Source organism: Rhodococcus sp. USK10, from assembly GCF_019378875.1.
Classification (GTDB): Bacteria; Actinomycetota; Actinomycetes; order Mycobacteriales; family Mycobacteriaceae; genus Rhodococcus_F; species Rhodococcus_F pseudokoreensis.
In genome coordinates, this window is record NZ_CP076048.1 from 2,361,116 (window position 1) to 2,378,818 (window position 17,703).

At 70.0% G+C, this 17,703-nt stretch carries 8 protein-coding genes and 2 pseudogenes; 1 reads left to right on the forward strand and 9 read right to left on the reverse strand.

Annotated features, from left to right (window positions below):
- Nucleotides 1–88: 88 nt before the first annotated feature.
- On the forward strand, nucleotides 89–1,048 hold the full coding sequence (locus tag I1A62_RS17995) for an alpha/beta hydrolase family protein (RefSeq protein WP_206009897.1): 960 nt from the start codon (nucleotides 89–91) through the stop codon (nucleotides 1,046–1,048).
- Here I1A62_RS17995 and I1A62_RS18000 read toward each other — a convergent pair.
- The 9 genes and pseudogenes from I1A62_RS18000 to I1A62_RS18030 all read right to left on the reverse strand — a co-directional run bounded on the left by I1A62_RS18000 (nucleotide 1,004) and on the right by I1A62_RS18030 (nucleotide 17,700).
- Nucleotides 1,004–5,530 (reverse strand): non-ribosomal peptide synthetase, encoded by a 4,527-nt coding sequence (locus I1A62_RS18000; RefSeq protein ID WP_257890829.1) that lies wholly within the window; start codon nucleotides 5,528–5,530, stop codon nucleotides 1,004–1,006. The genes I1A62_RS17995 and I1A62_RS18000 overlap by 45 nt on opposite strands.
- A 551-nt stretch (nucleotides 5,531–6,081) precedes the next feature.
- Nucleotides 6,082–6,246, reverse strand: a complete 165-nt coding sequence (locus I1A62_RS47215) for an AMP-binding protein (RefSeq protein WP_374710840.1) — start codon at nucleotides 6,244–6,246, stop codon at nucleotides 6,082–6,084.
- Between the two features lie 280 nt (nucleotides 6,247–6,526).
- Nucleotides 6,527–6,583 (reverse strand): annotated as a pseudogene (locus I1A62_RS47220) (hypothetical protein); the annotation flags it as partial.
- Nucleotides 6,565–10,056 carry a condensation domain-containing protein gene (locus I1A62_RS18010; RefSeq protein WP_374710781.1) on the reverse strand — a complete coding sequence of 1,164 codons (3,492 nt, stop codon included), beginning with the start codon at nucleotides 10,054–10,056 and terminating at the stop codon, nucleotides 6,565–6,567. The gene I1A62_RS18010 and the pseudogene I1A62_RS47220, both read right to left, overlap by 19 nt.
- 585 nt (nucleotides 10,057–10,641) lie before the next feature.
- The gene (locus I1A62_RS47225; protein ID WP_374710840.1) at nucleotides 10,642–10,806 is read right to left on the reverse strand and encodes an AMP-binding protein; all 165 of its coding nucleotides are present in this window, start codon (nucleotides 10,804–10,806) and stop codon (nucleotides 10,642–10,644) included.
- Between the two features lie 280 nt (nucleotides 10,807–11,086).
- Nucleotides 11,087–11,143: pseudogene (locus tag I1A62_RS47230) on the reverse strand (hypothetical protein); the annotation flags it as partial.
- Nucleotides 11,125–12,453, reverse strand: coding sequence for a condensation domain-containing protein (locus I1A62_RS18020; protein ID WP_257890832.1), 1,329 nt, complete (start codon nucleotides 12,451–12,453; stop codon nucleotides 11,125–11,127). The gene I1A62_RS18020 and the pseudogene I1A62_RS47230, both read right to left, overlap by 19 nt.
- The gene (locus tag I1A62_RS18025) at nucleotides 12,440–13,282 is read right to left on the reverse strand and encodes a 3-hydroxyacyl-CoA dehydrogenase family protein (protein WP_219459315.1); all 843 of its coding nucleotides are present in this window, start codon (nucleotides 13,280–13,282) and stop codon (nucleotides 12,440–12,442) included. The genes I1A62_RS18020 and I1A62_RS18025 overlap by 14 nt, the downstream gene beginning before the upstream one ends.
- Nucleotides 13,279–17,700 carry a condensation domain-containing protein gene (locus tag I1A62_RS18030; protein WP_219459316.1) on the reverse strand — a complete coding sequence of 1,474 codons (4,422 nt, stop codon included), beginning with the start codon at nucleotides 17,698–17,700 and terminating at the stop codon, nucleotides 13,279–13,281. The genes I1A62_RS18025 and I1A62_RS18030 overlap by 4 nt, the downstream gene beginning before the upstream one ends.
- Between the last annotated feature and the right edge of the window lie 3 nt (nucleotides 17,701–17,703).

Sequence of the window (17,703 nt, forward strand, 5' to 3'; positions counted from 1 at the left end):
TCATCTTTACACCGGTTCACGGGAACCGCACCAAGCAGGTACCCCGCAGTCCTAGATTGGAAGGGCAGGCCACAGCCAGGGGGCGTCCATGCGACCGTTCGAAGCTCTGCGATCCGCGATCTCTCTGCGTGTGCCGGCGGTGATGCTGCTGGTCTTCTCGGCGTGGGCGGCGCTCGGACCGTCGCCCGCTTCGGCGGAGCCGCGCATCACCAGGGTCGACGTCTATTCGGAGTCGATGGGCCGGTGGGTGGCCAACGACGTGATCTCTCCGGCATCGGGAGGTCCGGCGCCCACGTTCTACCTCCTCACCGGCATCGGCGGCGGCTCGGACGGGATCTCGTGGTTCAACAACACCGGTGTGCGGGACTTCTTCGCCGACAAGCACGTCAACGTGGTAATGCCGATCGGCGGGCAGTACAGCATGTACACCGACTGGGATTCCGACGACCCGGTCCTCGGCAGGAACAAGTGGCAGACGTACCTGACGAGCGAGCTTCCCGCCGCCATCGACGGCAGGTTCGCGACCACCGGGGCGAACGCCATCGGCGGGGTGTCGATGGCGGGCGGCGCGGTGCTCGACCTCGCGATCCAGGCTCCGGGGTTCTACCGGGCCGTCGGCTCGTACAGCGGGTGCGCCGCGACCAGTGGACTGCTCGGCCAGGCGATGGTGCGGTCGATGGTGGAATTGCGGGGCGGCGGCAATGCGACCAACATGTGGGGCCCTGCCGTGGACCCGCAGTGGCAGGTGCACGATCCGATGGTGAACGCCGAACGCCTGCGCGGCACAGAGCTGTTCGTCTCCAGCGGCAACGGACTTCCCGGCGGCATCGACAACCACAACCCGGTGCTGGTGGTGCCGCAGACGATCGGCGGCAGTGTGGTCGAGATGGTGACCAACGTGTGCGCGGCCGCGTTCCAGTCGCGGTTGCACTCGCTGCAAATTCCGGCCACGTTCGCGTATCTCTCGCAGGGCACGCATTCGTGGGGGCTGTTCGAGACGGAGTTACGGGAGTCCTGGCCCGTCATCGGCAGCGCGATCGGGGCGTGACCCGAGGGAGTTCTCCAGGATCGGCCCGATCACCGCGAGGGCTTCCGGTGTCGTCATCCGCAGATGATCGCAGTCCACCTTGTTCTCGACGATGACGCCGGTGATCGCGGGCTGCCAGACGCCCGGCGACGGCCGTTCGCCTTCCTCCCCTTCGGCGGATTGCGCGGCGCTGAAGAACAGCAGGTCGCCGTCGAACACGCGTGGGCGGTGTCCGGTGGAGATCTGCTTCGAGTTCTCCAGCCCGGTGCTGATGCGGCCGAGGAGGGTCGACGCGAACGCGGGGTCCCGGCCGAACGAGCGTCCGAGCATCTCGAGCAGTTGCTCGCGGTACGACGTGCCTGCGTCGTCGCTGCCCTCGAATTCGACGCCCAGGCCGTGCAGCCACTCCTCGGCGTTCACTTCGAGGTCGCCGAAGTCGTCGCCCTCCGCGACGTAGCTGTCCATCATCGCGAGGGTGCCGACCTCGGCGCCCGACTCACGGAGTTCCACGGCAATCGCCTGGGCGATGACACCGCCGAGTGACCAGCCGAGCAGGTGGTACGGCCCCCGGGGCTGGACGGCACGCATCTCGACCACGTACCGGTGGGCGAGTTGTTCCATCGACTCGAACGTCGTTCCGCCGCTGAGGATCGGCAGTTGCAGCCCGTACACCGGACGGTCGGGCGAGAGGTGCCCGACCAGTCCGGCGTAGCCCAGCGCGAGTCCGCCCGCGGGGTGCACGCAGAACAGGGCGGGTTGAGCACCGGTCGCCCGGAGCGGGACGACGACGTTCAGCACGTCGTCCGCCGGCATGCTTCCGAGTACCGACGGGTCGACGATCCGGCGGGCGAGGCCCTCCGGGGTCGGGTTGCGGAAGATCCACTGCAGGACGACGTCGGTGCCGAGCCGGTCCCGGAGCGCGGACGCCACCCGGGTCGCGACGAGCGAGTTGCCGCCGAGTTCGAAGAAGTCGTCGTCGGCCCCGACGCGGTCGATGCCGAGCACGTCGGCGAAGACCTCCGCGACGGCCTCCTCCACCGGGGTGGCGGGTGCCCGGAACTCCCGGGGCGCGAGCACGGGGGCGGGCAGCGCCCGGCGGTCCAGTTTGCCGGTACGGCCGACGGGCAACCGGTCCAGGACCACCAGTTGGGCGGGCACCATGTACGGCGCGAGGTGCGACCCGGCGTACCGGAGTACCTCGGCGGTGTCGATGCTCGCACCGGCCTCCGCCGTCACGTATCCGACGAGCCGGTCGCCGGTGCCGCTGTGCACGGCGACCGCCGCCCGTCCGACGCCGGCGCAGCGGGACAGCACCGATTCGATCTCGCCGAGCTCCACCCGCTGACCCCGGATCTTCACCTGGAAGTCGTTGCGTCCCACATATTCCAGCCGTCCGATCTCGGTCCACCGCACGAGGTCGCCGGTGCGGTACATGCGGGAGCCGGGTTCGCCGAACGGGTTTGCCACGAAGGACGCGCCCGTGAGCGCCGGACGCCGGTGGTAGCCGCGTGCCAGCCCCGGTCCCGCGACGTACAGTTCCCCGATCACGCCTACCGGGACGGGCTGCAACCAGGTGTTGACCACGATGACGTCGACGCCCCGCCCCGGGCCGCCGACGTTCACCGATTCGTCGGGTGACAACACCTCGCTGATCGTGGTCTGCACCGTCGCCTCGGTGGGTCCGTATCCGTTGAAGACGAACCGTCCCGGGGTCCAGCGGTCGGCGATCTCGGGTGAGAACCGTTCGCCCGCGACGGCGAGGATCCGCAGGGACGGCAGGTCCTCGGGGCGGAGGGTGTCGAGAATGGTGGGGGTGAAGAATGCGTGCGACACGCGCTCGCTCGCGAGGAGTTCGGCCAGTTCGCGGCCCCCGAGGACCGTCGGCGGCACGACCACCAGTGTCGCGCCGACGGCGAACGCCATCAGCAGTTCGAACAGGGACGCGTCGAAGCTCGGTGACGCCAGGTGCGACACCCGCGCCCCGTGCATCGACGCGAAGCGTTCCCGTTCCTCGACGGCGAGATTCGCGATGCCGCCGTGGGTGAGCACGACGCCCTTCGGTGTTCCCGTCGATCCCGACGTGTAGAGCAGGAACGCGGCGTGGTCGACTCTCAGCGGACGCAGACGGTCGGCGTCGGTCACCGGGGCGCCGGAATATCCGTTCACGACGTCGGGATCGTCGAGCAGCAGCCACGGCACCACCCCGGGCAACCGGTCGCGGTGCGCGGTCACCGTCAGCCCGAGCATCGCACCCGAATCCTCGAGCATGCCGCGGGTGCGCGCGGGCGGCAGGGCGGGGTCGACCGGCACGTAGGCGGCCCCCGATTTCGCGACCGCCCACACCGACAGCACCCAGTCGATCGACCGGGGCACGCCGATCGCGACGAAGGCGTCCGGACCGGCGCCGCGGTCGATCAGCGCCCTGGCCAGCCGGTTCGACTGCTCGTCGAGTTCCCGGTACGACAGCGTGACGCCTTCGCACGACACCGCGGTCGCGCCCGGTGCGAGCGCGGCGCCCGCGGTGAGGACGTCCGGGAGCAGGCGTTCCGCGACCGCGGGGAAGCCGCGCATCGGTACGAGTTCGTCCCGTTCGAGGGCGTCGAGGATCTCGAGGTCGCCGACCCGGATCGACGGGTCGGTGACGGCGGTGTCGAGCATCCGGACGAACCGGTCGGCCAGGCCTGCGACGGTTTCGGCGTCGAAAAGGTCGGTGGCGTAGGCGAAACCGGCGGTGATGCCGGCCGGTGTTCCGTCGTCCGTGTATTCCTCGGCCAGCGTCAACTGCAGGTCGAACCGGGCGATCGTGGCACCGAGGTCGATACCGTGCACCTCGACGCCCGGCAGCGAGAGGTCGGGACGCTCGACGTTCTGGAACTCGAGCAGCACCTGGAACAGCGGTGAGTGCGCGGTGGAGCGGGGCGGGTCGAGTGCTTCCACGACCTTCTCGAACGGCACCTCCGCGTGTGCGTATGCAGCGAGGTCGACGTCGCGTACCTGGTCGAGCAGGTCGGAGAAGCGGTCCGCGTCGGAGACCACGGTGCGCAGAACGACGGTGTTGACGAACATGCCCACGACGTCGTCGAGTGCGGCCTCGCCGCGCCCGGCGACGGGGGTGCCGACGGCGATGTCCCCGGTGCCGGACATTCTCGCGAGGAACGCGGCCAGGGCGGCGTGCGCGACCATGAACACCGTCGACTGGTGAGTGGACGCCGTCGCCAGCAGCCGGCGATGCAGATCGGCGTCGATCTCGAATCCGACCCTGCTCCCGTCCGGTGTGCGTTGCAGCGACCGCGGACGGTCGGCGGGCAGGTCCAGAGCGGCGGGGAGCCCGGCGAGTGTGCTGCGCCAGTAGTCCAGTTGTTGCCACACCAGCGACTGCGGATCGTCTTCCGAGCCGAGGAGTCGGCGCTGCCAGAGCGTGAAATCGGCGTACTGGACAGTGATCGGTGGCCAGTCCGGGACGTGCCCGGCCGCCCGGGCGGTGTAGGCCGTCGTCATGTCGCGCGCGAGCGGGACCATCGACACTCCGTCCGCGACGATGTGGTGGACCACCACCAGCAGCGTCCGGTCGGTGCCGGAGGTCTCGAACACCGCTGCCCGCAACGGAACCTGTTCGGTGACGTCGAATCCCTGCGCGACGGATGCCGACAGCAGGTCCCGCAACTCGGCCTCGCTCGACACCGTGGTGACGGGCAGGTCCGGGACCGTGTCGGCGGCGGGCAGGATCACCTGCACCGGTTCTTCGCCGGCCATCGGGAACCGGGTGCGGAGCGTCTCGTGGCGTCGCACGACGTCGGACACCGCGGCCCGGAGGGCGTCGAGGTCGAGTGCGCCGGTGAGCCGGAATGCCATGGCGATGTTGTAGGCGGGCGAGGAGGTGTCGAACTGGTTGAGGAACCACATGCGAGTCTGGGCCAGGGACAGGGGAATTCGCTCGGGTCGCGGCGCCGCCCGCAGTTCCGGCCGGTGTGTGGGCGCACCGGCCTTCGCCGCGCGCTCCGCGAACTCCGCCACGGTCGGCGCCTCGAACAGGGCGTGCACGCCGACGTCGATGCCGAGAGCCGCGTCGACGCGGGCGACCACGCGGGTGGCGGACAGCGAATCTCCACCCAGACGGAAGAAGTGGTCGTCGGCCCCGACGCGGTCGACGCCGAGGACCTCGCCGAACACGTCGGCGACGACGGCCTCGAACGGCGTGGCCGGCGCCCGGAATACACGTACGGGGGCCTCGGGTGCGGGTAGTGCGGTACGGTCCACCTTCCCCGACACCGTCACCGGCAACTCCCCCAACACCACCACCACCGACGGCACCATGAAACCCGGCAACACCGACCCCGCAAACTCCACCACCGCACCCGAATCCACCTGGGCCCCCACCTCCGGCACCACATACCCCACCAACCCACCACCCGAACCCACCACCACAGCCGCACCCACCCCCGGACACGACACCAACACCGACTCCACCTCCCCCAACTCCACCCGCTGCCCCCGCACCTTCACCTGAAAATCAGCCCGCCCCACAAACACCAACGACCCCAACCCATCCCACCGCACCAAATCCCCGTCCGATACAACCGCGACCCCACCCCGAACGGACTCGCCACAAACGACGCCGCCGTCAACCCCACCAACCCGTGATACCCCCGCGCCAACCCCACACCCCCACATACAACTCCCCCACCACCCCCACCGGCACCGGCCGCAACCACGAATCCAACACCACCACCTCAACACCCACCCCCGGACCACCCACCGTCACCACACCCCCGGCACCAACGCACCACTCACCGTCGCCTGCACCGTCACCTCGGTCGGCCCATACGCATCGAACAACTCCCGACCCACACCCCACCGCTCCACCAACTCCGCACCACACACCTCCCCGCCACCACCAACACCCGCACCGACCCCAACGACCCCTCCACCGAACCCAACACCGACGGCGTCACAAAACAATGCGACACCCCTCCACCTCCAACCACTCCCCCAACACCGCACCCCCGAACACCCCGGCGGCGCCACCACCAAACACGCCCCCACCGAAAACGCCATCAACCACTCATACACCGCCGCATCAAAACCCGGCGACGCCACATGCGACACCCGACACCCCGACCACAACCCGAACCGAACCCGCACCTCCTCCACCAAATTCGCCAACCCCCATGCGACACCACCACCCCCTTCGGCCGCCCCGTCGACCCCGACGTATACATCACATACGCCGCATTCCCCACCCCCAACACACCCAACCGCTCCCCCTCCGACACCGCCCCACCCGACACCCCTCCACCACCGACACATCATCAACCCGCAACCACTCCACCACCCCCGGCACCACCACCCCCGACACCGACAACCCCACCACCGCACCCGAATCCACCAACACCTCCCGCACCCGCACCTCCGGCAACCCCACATCCACCGGAACGAACACACCCCCGCCTTCACCACCGCCCACACCGCCACCACCAACTCCACCGACCGCGGCACCACCACCCCCACCACCACCTCCGGACCCACCCCACAACCAATCAACACCCGCGCCAACCGATTCGACCACCCATCCAACTCCCCATACGACAACTCCACACCCCCACACGACACCGCCACCCCACCCCCACCCGCAACCACACCCCCGCCAAAATCTCCGGCAACAACCGCACACCCACACCCGACACACCCCGCACCAACCCCACACCCGACCCCCACACACCCACCCCACCCAACCCAACACCCGGATCCGACACCATCGCCTCGAGCACCCGGGTGACCTGTTCCGCGGTCGAGTCGACGGTGGCCCGGTCGATCAGGTCGGGCCGGTAGTGGAATGTCATGCGCAACTGTGTGTCCACCGAGAAGGCGACGCTCAGCGGGTAGTGCGTGGCGTCGACGCCGCGCACGTCGACCACCCGGATTCCGGCGAGGTCGGTGTCCTCGGTCAGTCCTCCCCGGTCGATCGGGTACGACTCGAAGACGGTCGCGGTGTCGAACCCTATGTCGGTGCCGACCGCGCGCTGGATGTCGGCGAGGCCGAGGTGATGGTGGTCGAGGAGGGCTGCCTGTTCCGCTTGCGTCCGGTCCAGCAGGCCGCCCAGCGTTTCCCGGGGGTCGAGGGTGATGCGAGTGGGCACGGTGTTGACGAACAGCCCGATCATCGACTCCACACCGGGCAGGTGCGGTGACCGCCCGGACACGGTGCTCCCGAACGTCACGTCGTCGCGGGACGTCGCGGCGCCCAGCACGATGGCCCACGCCACCTGCGTGACCGTGTTCAGGGTCGTGTTGCGAGTCCGCGCGAGGGTCGTGAGTTCGGCGGTCAGTTCCTCGGACACGGCGAACTGGGCGCTCTCGGGAGGAGCCGACAGTTGCCGCCCCCGTGCGTCGGGCAGGAGCAGTGTCGGACCGTCGATGCCGGCGAGTGCGGTCGCCCAGGCTTCCTCGGATTCGGCCGGGTCCCGGCGGTGCAACAAGGACAGGAAGTCCCGGTAGGGCCGGGGCCGCGGCAGCGCCGACACGTCGGCGTCCCCGGCCACATAGAGCGCGAGCAGTTCGCGGATCGCGAGCGGCATCGACCATCCGTCGAGGAGGGTGTGGTGGTTGGTCCACACGAGCCGCGATTCCCGGCTGCCGGTCGACACGAGCAGGAACCGCACCAGGGGGGCCCGGGACGTGTCGAACGGCGCGGCCCGGTCGGCGATGAGGACGCGCTCCAGTTCGGTGGTCCGCGCGGCCTCCGGCATGCCGGTGAGGTCGAGTTCGCGGAACGGTACGTCGACGGTCTCGGGCACCACCTGCACGAACGTGCCGTCCCGCGCGGGCACGAACGCCACCCGCAGATTCGGGTGCCGCTCCAGGAGTGCCGCCGCGGCCCGGCGCATCCGGTCCGGGTCGACGGCGCCCTTCAGGTGCAGTTCCACCTGCACCGTGTAGGCGTCGATCGACGGTTTCGCGAGCAGTGCGTGGAACAGCAACCCGGCCTGCAGCGGGGTGGGCGGCCACACGTCGGTCAGCGCGCCGAAGCGGTCCTCCCACGTGTCGAGGTCGTCCTGGGTGACGTCGACGAGGGGAACGTCCGAGGGCGTGAGCCCGCCTGCGACCCCGCTGCGCGCGTGGGACACCAAGGCGGACAGCGCCTCCCGCCATCGTGCCGCCAGCCGCTCCACCTCGGCGCGCGCGAGCAGGGTGTCCGGGAAACCGAAACCGACCCGGAGCCGTCCGCCGATCACGATCGCGTTGATCTCGACGGCGGCCGACGCCGGCATGTCCGGGTCCGGGACGTAGCGGAGGTCGCCGAACCCGTCGGCGGGGGTCCAGCCGGCCGCGGTGTCGCCGGCCGCCGAACCCGGGACCTGGCCGAGGTAGTTGAAACTGATCTGCCCCGGTTCGGCGTCCGGCAGGCTGCCCGCGGTGTCCGGGTTGAGGTACCGGAGCAGTCCGTAGCCGATGCCCATGTCCGGCACCGCCCGGAGGTGTTCCTTCACCCGCTTCAGCGCGCTGCCCAGGTCGTGGCCGCCGGCGAGCGCGTCGTCGAGGTCGATGCCGCGGAGTTCGACGCGGACCGGGAAGACCGTGGTGAACCAGCCGACGGTGCGGGACAGGTCGGCGCCCGGAACCACCTGCTGCTCACGGCCATGCCCTTCCAATCGGATCAGCATCGACGTTCCCGGGATCCCCCGCTCGGCTCGCCACCTCGACGACGCCACCACCAGCGCCGTCAGCAGAACGTCGAGGGCGCCCCCGTGATACAGGTCCGGTAGCCGGCTGAGTAGCACGGACGTGTCGTCGAGGGATGTCTCGACACTCACGTCCTGCAGGGCGGTCGCGACGTCCAGGCCCGGGTCGAGGGGGCGGTCGGTGATCAGCGGGTCGGGTCCCCCGACGACGTTCTGCCACCACCCCAGTTCGGCGGTTCGCTCGCTCCGGACGGCTTCCTCCGCCAGCGCGTGCGCCCACCGGCGCATCGACGTCGCCGGTTCCGGGAGTGCCGGCACGTTCCCGGCGCTCACCTGATGCCAGGCGGCCGCGAAGTCCGGCAGCAGAATCCGCCACGACACCCCGTCGACCGCGAGGTGGTGTGCGACCACGAGCAATCGCCCCGACGCGCTTGCCGCCCCGGGGTCGAGCCACACGAACTGGACGACGACCCCGTCGGACGGGCGTAGTCTCTCCACGGCAGCCTGGTGCTCGGTCGCGATCAGGTCTGCCGATGCACCGGGATCGGCCGAAGGGTCGAAAGCGACCCGTCGGAGCAGCGACGCGGCATCGACGTCGGACGGAGCGCGAGTCTCCATCTGCCACTGTCCGTTCGCGTCCCGGTACAGTCTCGACCGCAGCATGTCGTGGCGGGCCAGCACCGCGGTGACGGTCGCGAGGATCCGGTCGGCGTCGACGGTGTGCGAGAGGTCGAGCAGCACGCTCTGGCTGAACCTCTCGTAGTGTCCGCCGCGCTCGATCAGGTACCGGACCACCGGCGTGGGCGGGAAGGTGCCGATTCCGCCGCCCGCGAATTCGGCTAGGGCGACCGTGGTTTCATGGTCGGCGATCTCCGATTCCGCTGCGAGCGCGGCCACCGTCCGGTGCTCGAACACCTGCTGCGGGGTGAACACCAATCCTTTTGCCTTGGCGCGTGACACGAGGCGGATGGACAGGATGCTGTCGCCGCCGAGCGCGAAGAACGATTCGTCGAATCCGACCTTGTCGACTCCGAGTACTTCGGCGAACACGGACGCCAGTGTTTCCTCCGCCGCACTGCGCGGTGCGCGGTCCGGCCCGCGCGAGGCCGTGTCCGGTGCGGGTAACGCGGCACGGTCCACCTTCCCCGACACCGTCACCGGCAACTCCCCCAACACCACCACCACCGACGGCACCATGAAACCCGGCAACACCGACCCCGCAAACTCCACCACCGCACCCGAATCCACCTGGGCCCCCACCTCCGGCACCACATACCCCACCAACCCACCACCCGAACCCACCACCACAGCCGCACCCACCCCCGGACACGACACCAACACCGACTCCACCTCCCCAACTCCACCCGCTGCCCCCGCACCTTCACCTGAAAATCAGCCCGCCCCACAAACACCAACGACCCCAACCCATCCCACCGCACCAAATCCCCGTCCGATACAACCGCGACCCCACCCCGAACGGACTCGCCACAAACGACGCCGCCGTCAACCCCACCAACCCGTGATACCCCCGCGCCAACCCCACACCCCCACATACAACTCCCCCACCACCCCCACCGGCACCGGCCGCAACCACGAATCCAACACCACCACCTCAACACCCACCCCCGGACCACCCACCGTCACCACACCCCCGGCACCAACGCACCACTCACCGTCGCCTGCACCGTCACCTCGGTCGGCCCATACGCATCGAACAACTCCCGACCCACACCCCACCGCTCCACCAACTCCGCACCACACACCTCCCCGCCACCACCAACACCCGCACCGACCCCAACGACCCCTCCACCGAACCCAACACCGACGGCGTCACAAAACAATGCGACACCCCTCCACCTCCAACCACTCCCCCAACACCGCACCCCGAACACCCCGGCGGCGCCACCACCAAACACGCCCCCACCGAAAACGCCATCAACCACTCATACACCGCCGCATCAAAACCCGGCGACGCCACATGCGACACCCGACACCCCGACCACAACCCGAACCGAACCCGCACCTCCTCCACCAAATTCGCCAACCCCCATGCGACACCACCACCCCCTTCGGCCGCCCCGTCGACCCCGACGTATACATCACATACGCCGCATTCCCCACCCCCAACACACCCAACCGCTCCCCCTCCGACACCGCCCCACCCGACACCCCTCCACCACCGACACATCATCAACCCGCAACCACTCCACCACCCCCGGCACCACCACCCCCGACACCGACAACCCCACCACCGCACCCGAATCCACCAACACCTCCCGCACCCGCACCTCCGGCAACCCCACATCCACCGGAACGAACACACCCCCGCCTTCACCACCGCCCACACCGCCACCACCAACTCCACCGACCGCGGCACCACCACCCCCACCACCACCTCCGGACCCACCCCACAACCAATCAACACCCGCGCCAACCGATTCGACCACCCATCCAACTCCCCATACGACAACTCCACACCCCCACACGACACCGCCACCCCACCCCCACCCGCAACCACACCCCCGCCAAAATCTCCGGCAACAACCGCACACCCACACCCGACACACCCCGCACCAACCCCACACCCGACCCCCACACACCCACCCCACCCACACCCACACCCGGATCCGCGGCTGCGGCAGTGAGGATTCGGGCGAACTGCCGTACGTCGCCCGGACCCTGCACGTCGACCACCCAGGTGCCGTCCCGGTCCTCCACGTCCACGCTCACGCCGTCGCAGTGCCACCGCTGCACGACGGCGACGACACTCTCCCCGATGCGCTCGACGCCGAGGGGTTCGCGCATTCCGCCGGTCACCGACCACGGTTCCGCCGCAACGTCTTCGGTGACGAGGAACCGGTGTCTGCGGGATCTGCGGAGCTGCAGTCCCACGTTCCGGGTCAAGGCCTCGAATGTGAGATGCGGTGTGAGGGTGAGTCGCACGGGTGTGGTGAAGCCGTGCTCCCGGTGTCCGATCACCACGTCGTCGATGCCGGTGTGGCTGTGCGCGTACATCGCCAGCGCGGCGAGCAGGACGGCTGCCGGGCCGCCGCCACTGCCGCGCGCGAGCCGCGCGAGGGCGCCGTCGGCGGGAATGGTGGCGTGGCGCTGGTCCTCGTCTTCGGAGACCGGACCGGGTGGGATCGGCTGTCGCGGCACTCCGGCCAGCAATTGCTCCCAGTAACGCCGGTCGTCCGCCCAGGCGCCGCTCTCGCGGTAGCGGGCGTCGGATGTCAGTGGCACAGTGAGCGGCGCGAACGGCCGGGTCTCCGGCGGCGCGGCCGGGGCAGCCTCCCCCGACTCGTAGGCCTCGGCGGTGCGCCGGCCGATCGCCGCCATGCCCGGGTCGTCGTTGACCAGGCGGTGGTAGCGCTGGAACCAGCCGTATCGGCCGTGCGGCAGCCGGAACAGGACGTGCACGTACAGCGGTCCAGTGGCGGGGTCCATCGGACGTGCCAGTTCCCGGTCGATCCACGTCGTCGCGAGCTGTCCAGGGCCGGTGACGTCGAGGACGTCGGGACCGGTGACCGCGGTTCCGGCGATCTGCCCGGGCTCGGGGCCGTCGAGTACGAAAGTGCTGTGCAGGCCTTGGCATTCGGACAGCGTCCGGTGCAATGCGTGACAGAACCGGTCTTCGTCGAGCGGGCCCTCGAGTTCGAGGTACTGACCGAACGTGTTGTCGGGAGGGTGGGCGCGGAGTACCGCGATCTGGTCGTAGGTGAGGGGCAGCACCTCACCGGTACTCATGGAATCCCCGTCCGGCCTTGCGGCCCAGGTGGCCGGCCTCGACCAGGGCGACGAGCGTCGCCGGCGGGCGGTAGTGGTCGTCGCCGGTCAACTCGCACAGCGCGGTCATCGTGTCGTGGACGTTGTCCAGGCCGATCAGGTCGGCGGTGCGCAGCGGCCCCATCGGGTGGCCGAGACAGCCCTCGAACAACGCGTCGGTGGTCTCCGCGTCGGCGATCCCGTCGCCGACGGCGGCCGCGGCCTCGGCGATGCAGAGCATGAGGACCCGGTTCAGCAGGAATCCGGGTCCATCGCCGACGACGATGCCGGTCTTGTCCAACGAGGTGAGGAGCGCCAGCGCGCGGTCCAGCGACTGCGGCGACGTCCGCGGGCCCCGCACAACCTCGACGGTGTCCTTGAGCGGCGCGGGGTTCATGAAGTGCAGCCCGACCACCTGTTCCGGCCTGGTGGTGCTCGCCGCGAGCCGGTCGACGGGGATGCCCGACGTGCACGACGCGAGGAGGGTGCCGGGTGCGCAGACCCGGTCGAGCTCGGCGAAGACCTTCTCCTTGAGGTCGATTCGCTCGGGGACGCATTCGATGACGACGGAAGCGTCACGCAGATCGGTGATCTGCCCGGTCCAGTGCACCCGCGCGGTGACCTCGGCGGGTTTCGGACCGCCGGTCCGGCCAAGGAGTATCGCCAGCCGCAGTGAGTCGCGCATCCGGGACCGGGCCTGTTCGACGGCCTGCTGGTCGGGGTCGACGACGGTGACGTCGTGGCCGGCCCGCGCCAGGCTTTCGGCCACGCCGGCGCCCATGGTCCCCGCCCCCACCACACCGATCCTCATCGCGCTGCCCCCGAGGTGAAGCCGGTGGTGAAACCGGTGTCGTCCTGATGCACGTATTCCATCGCCACCTCCTGAGTGGGCAGGTCGGGGTGAGCCACCAGTCCGGCGTGTAGCCCGCGGAGGTCGGCGAGCATCGCACCGGCGGTGCTCGCGTCGAACAGGTCGGTGGCGTAGTCGAGTTGGAGGGTGAGCGCCGAGGGGCCGCGGATCCACGACAGCCCGAGTTCGATGGGTGACCGGTCCGCCGGCTCGTCGCCGTCTCCGCGTTCACCGTCGCAGCGCACCGGGAAGTGCTGCGCCGCCGCGTCGGCCGCGCCGCGATCCGCGAACAACTCCCGGCGCACGGTCTCCACCAGTTCCGGGTAGGTGGGTTCGGCGGACAAGTCCACGGCCACGATCTGAGGCGCGGCCACCGCCACCTCGTCCTGCGCGGTGTACCAGGCGAGCAGCGTGAGCCAGGCGGCGAGCAGTTCCGGGAGGTCCGGGTGTCCGTCGAGCGTCGCCGTCACCCGTGTCACGGAATAGCTCGGCGGTCCGGTGCCGTCGGAGGGCGGCCGGGGCCGGTCGGCCGGAACCAGCGGCGCCGCGACCGGAGGCGGTGCAGGCACCGGGGCGGGTGACGAGTCAGTGAGGAACACGGAGATCGTCTGCGTGCGAGTCGATCCCACGATGCCCTCCAGGATGCGGACGTATTCGTCGCACAGCGCGGCGGCGGTCTGCTCGGTGAACAGCTCCGTGCTGAATTCGAGTCCCGCGGCCATGTCGTCCTCGCCGCCCCGTTCCGTGGTGACGAGGGTGAGATCGAACTTGGCCGTGCCGGACGGCACCCCGCCGAACGCGATGGCGGCGGGGTCGTCCTGGTCGAACAGAGTCTCGGTGAGTCCGTGCTGCGACTGCAGCGCCGGCAGTTCCTGGTGGACGTGACAGACGTCGAACAGTGGTGTCCGGCTGAGGTCCCGGTCGCCGGTGAGCGCGGTGACGACACGGTCGAACGGGATCTCCTGGTGTTCGAGGGCACCGAGCACGACGTCCCGCACCCGTGCGCACAGTTCCGAGATGCTCGGGTCCCCGGACAGGTCGGCGCGCAGGGCCACCGTGCTGTTGAAGTACCCGATCATGCCGGACAGTTCCGGCCGGTTGCGTCCGGTCGTCGGTGTCCCGACAACGAGGTCGCGCTGCCTGCTCCGGCTCGCCATGAGGAGGTAGAACGCGGAGAGCAGCACCACGAACAGCGACACGGACTCCCGCCGCGCCACGTCCCGCAGGCTCCGTGTCAATTCTTCGGACACGGTGAATGTGTGGAACGCCCCGGTGAAGTTCTTCCGCTCCGGGCGCGGGAAATCGGTGGGCAGCCGCAGCAGCGGGACGTCGTCGAGAACTGCTTTCCAGTAGTCGAGTTCGCCGTCGAGCGCGGTGCTCGCGATCAACTCCCGCTGCCACAGGGCGTAGTCCCAGTACTGGACGGGAAGCGGCGCGAGGCCGGCGGGGCGACCGGCGCGGCGGGCCGCGTACAGGGCGGGCAGTTCCTGCTCGAAGATCCTCGGCGAACCCCCATCGTTGACGGAGTGGTGGGTGGTGACCTGCAGGACGTGCTCGTCCGGGCCGAGCCTGATCAGCAGTGCCCGCACGAGCGGGTCGGTGGCCAGATCGAACGGCGCCGCCGCGGCCTCGTGAACCAGTGCGCGGGCCGCGGCCACCGGATCCGGTTCCCCCGACACGTCGGCGGTGCGGAAGAAGTCGCCGAGGGAGTCGCGGATCCGCAGTTCCGGCTCCCCGTCGATCTCGACGTAGTTGGACAGCAGCACCCGGTGCCGCGCGGCGAGATCGTCCCACATTCCGCGGACGGCGGATTCGTCGATCGGACCGTGCAGGTCGCTGACCATCGGGAGGTTGTAGATGGTGGTGGCGGCGTCGAGCTGATGGTGGAACCACATGCGTACCTGGCCGAACGACATCACATGCCGCCCCCGCGATGTGATCGGCGGCAGCCCGCCGGCCGCGGACGTGCCGTCCGCGAGGAGGGCGGCGAAGTCCGCCACCTTCGGCCGCTCGTAGAGGTCGATGAGTTTGGGCCGGACTCCGTACCGGTCCGACACCCGGTCGACGAGTTGCATGCCGATGAGCGAGTTCCCGCCGAGGTCGAAGTAGTCGTCTTCTGCGTCGACGTCCCGCTCGGTGTGGAGCAGTTCGCGCAGTGCCGTCTGCAGCCAGTCGAGGCTGTCTTCCGGTGCGGCCGTCACCGGCCGCGGGTCCGGTTCCGCCGAAGGGACGTCCGGTGTTCCGGTCCAGTCCGGCCGGCCCGGGAGGTCGAACCAGCACCGCGAACCGCGTAGTGGGTGACCGGGCAGTCGCACCCGCCAGGCGGAGTCGTCGCCGACGTCGACGGCGGCCCAGTCGAGGTCGACGCCGCGTTCGTACAGCCCGGCGAGGAGGTCGGTGACCGCCTCGGATGTGTCCGCCACTCGCAGGATGTCGGCGTCCCGGAGTGCGTCGGCGAGTAGTGCGCCGAGGCGCCCCGCCGGGCTCGGCTCGACGAAGACGACGGGTCCGTCCGCAAGCATTCCCGTCGCGACGGCGACGAGCCTGTCCGTGTCGAACGCGGGGTTCGCGGCCGCGGCGGCGACGTCGGCGGCGTCCACCGCCGACAGTGGATCCCGCAGATACCGGGCGGCGTAACGCGACACTCCGCCGCTGAGGACGGCGTCGACGGTGACGCCGGCGGCGCGGAGTTCCCGGTGGACGGCGATCTGCCCGGCAAGGAAGTCCGCCTCGTCGCCGGTGGCGGGAAGCTCCGGCGGCAGGTCCCGGCCGCGCAGCGCGGCAGGCATCCGGTCGGGTGACAGCAGCAACGCCACCGCAGGACGCAGCGCGGTCGCCGGTGTGGAGTTTTCGCCGCGGGCGCCCAGTTCCGCGGCACGGACGGCGAGCGACCGCGAGAGTTCGGCAATGCTGCGTGCCTGCACCGCCACCCGGTGGTCGTGGTGCGGCCGGCCGCGGTTGAGGGTGAAGACGACGTCGTCGAGGTCGTACGCGCGCACGGCCGTCGCCAGTTCGGCGCACAGCGTGGCCAGCGCGCCCACACTCTTCGCCGACACCCCGACCAGCCGGGTGGTACCGGTGCCGGGTCGGACGGCGACCGCACGCTCCGGTGGCTGTTCCACCACGCAGTGCGCGTTGATGCCGCCGAGGCTGAACGAACTCACCCCCGCCCGCCGCGGCCCGGTCTCGTCGCTCCAGGTCCTGGCCCCGGTGACCACCTCGATGCCGATGCCCGCCAGGTCGACTCCACCGGTGGGGTGTTCGAAGTGCAGCGACGGGTACAGCTCGCCGTGCTCGACGGCCATGATCGCCTTCACGAGGCCGGACACCCCGGCCGCGTGGTCGAGGTGCCCGATGTTGGTCTTCACCGAACCGATCGCCAGGACGCCCGGCCGGTCCCGGAACGCGGCCGCGATCCCTTCGAGTTCGACGGCGTCACCGAGCGGGGTTCCCGACCCGTGCGCCTCCAGGTAGCCGGCGTCGTCCGGGGTGAGGCCCGCGTTCTGCCAGGCCCGGGAGATGACGGCCACCTGCGCCCGGGCGCTCGGGGAGCTGATGGTCGCGGACGAATGACCGCTGGACACTGTTGCGGTGCCGCGGATCACGGCGTGGATCGGGAGGCGGTCGGCGCGGGCACGTGCCATCGTCGTGAGGAGAAGCGCCGCTCCCCCCTCGCCGACCGCGGTGCCGTCCGCGTTCGCGTCGAATGCCCGGCAGCGCGCGCCGGGTGACATCAGTTCCGCGGACCCCTCCGCCATGTCCTCGCGAATACCGTTCACGCGCAAGCTCACTCCGCCGGCGATGGCGAAGTCGGCGTCACCCGACCGCAGCTCCCGGCAGCCGTGGTGCACCGCGATGAGCGATCCGTTGCATCCCGAATCGACGGCGTAGCACGGTCCGGTGAGTCCGAGGTGATACGCGATCCGGGCGGGAACGGCGAACGGAACGTTGCCCAGCGTGCTCAGTACCCCCGGTTCCGCCCACATCGCCGGATACGTCGACGCGGCGGCGCTGAACACCACCGCCGTCGCGCTGTCCCGGAAATCGGCCACCGAGTAGCCGGCGTCCTCGACCGCCTGATACGCGAGGACCAGCGCGAGCCGCTGCTGCGGATCGATCAGCGACGCTTCCCGTTTCGACAGGGTGAAGTAGGAGTAGTCGAACGTGGAGATGTCCTCGACGAAACCCATCGGGTGATAGTGGGACGGCGGCCCCAGCCCGGTCGCCTCGGCCCGGGACCGCGACAGCGGACGCACCGAATCCCGGCCCGCCGCGAGGTTGGCGCGGAATTCCGCCAGGTTCGCGGCCTCGGGGTAGCGCGCGGCGATACCGACCACGGCAATGTCGTCGTCGTCCGGTGTGGGATGTCGCACGGTCACGGT

What these genes read in the sequence shown, in the direction of transcription:
- I1A62_RS17995 (WP_206009897.1), top strand. Translation starts at nt 89, where the DNA reads ATGCGACCGTTCGAAGCTCTGCGATCCGCGATCTCTCTGCGTGTGCCG.
- I1A62_RS47215 (WP_374710840.1), bottom strand. Translation starts at nt 6,246, where the DNA reads ATGTATACGTCGGGGTCGACGGGGCGGCCGAAGGGGGTGGTGGTGTCG.
- I1A62_RS47225 (WP_374710840.1), bottom strand. Translation starts at nt 10,806, where the DNA reads ATGTATACGTCGGGGTCGACGGGGCGGCCGAAGGGGGTGGTGGTGTCG.
- I1A62_RS18020 (WP_257890832.1), bottom strand. Translation starts at nt 12,453, where the DNA reads ATGAGTACCGGTGAGGTGCTGCCCCTCACCTACGACCAGATCGCGGTA.
- I1A62_RS18025 (WP_219459315.1), bottom strand. Translation starts at nt 13,282, where the DNA reads ATGAGGATCGGTGTGGTGGGGGCGGGGACCATGGGCGCCGGCGTGGCC.